Source organism: Pseudomonas sp. AC463 (genome assembly GCF_979253585.1).
The window spans coordinates 1-276 of the sequence record NZ_CEEDDZ010000565.1 but is presented as its reverse complement, the minus strand read 5'-3'; the positions used below and the strand labels follow the sequence as shown (position 1 = coordinate 276).

General features: G+C 60.9%; 1 protein-coding gene. It reads left to right on the top strand.

Translation table 11 applies throughout. The features are described 5' to 3' along the window. Positions 1–32: 32 nt before the first annotated feature. The coding region (locus tag AC0IYH_RS31440) for a hypothetical protein (protein ID WP_471838148.1) at positions 33–276 on the top strand (244 nt) is incomplete at its 3' end.

Below are 276 nucleotides of genomic sequence, written 5' to 3'. Positions count from 1 at the left end.
ACGCCACCAAGAATGATGCCTAAGGACGATCAATGCGCCCGCGCCCGCTTTGCAAGCTTCTTACTCGCGGTATCGCCGCCAGCATCCTCGTCTCCGCACCGGCTGTCGCGACCTCACCTGAACTCATCAGCCTTGAACGCGAGCTCAGCACTTTGGTCGCGGGACGCTCTGGAAGCTACGGCATCGCAGCACTCGACCTTCGCGACGGCTCGATGGTTTCCATCAATGGCGACACACCGTTCGCAATGGCGAGCACGGTGAAGCTCGCCATTGCGA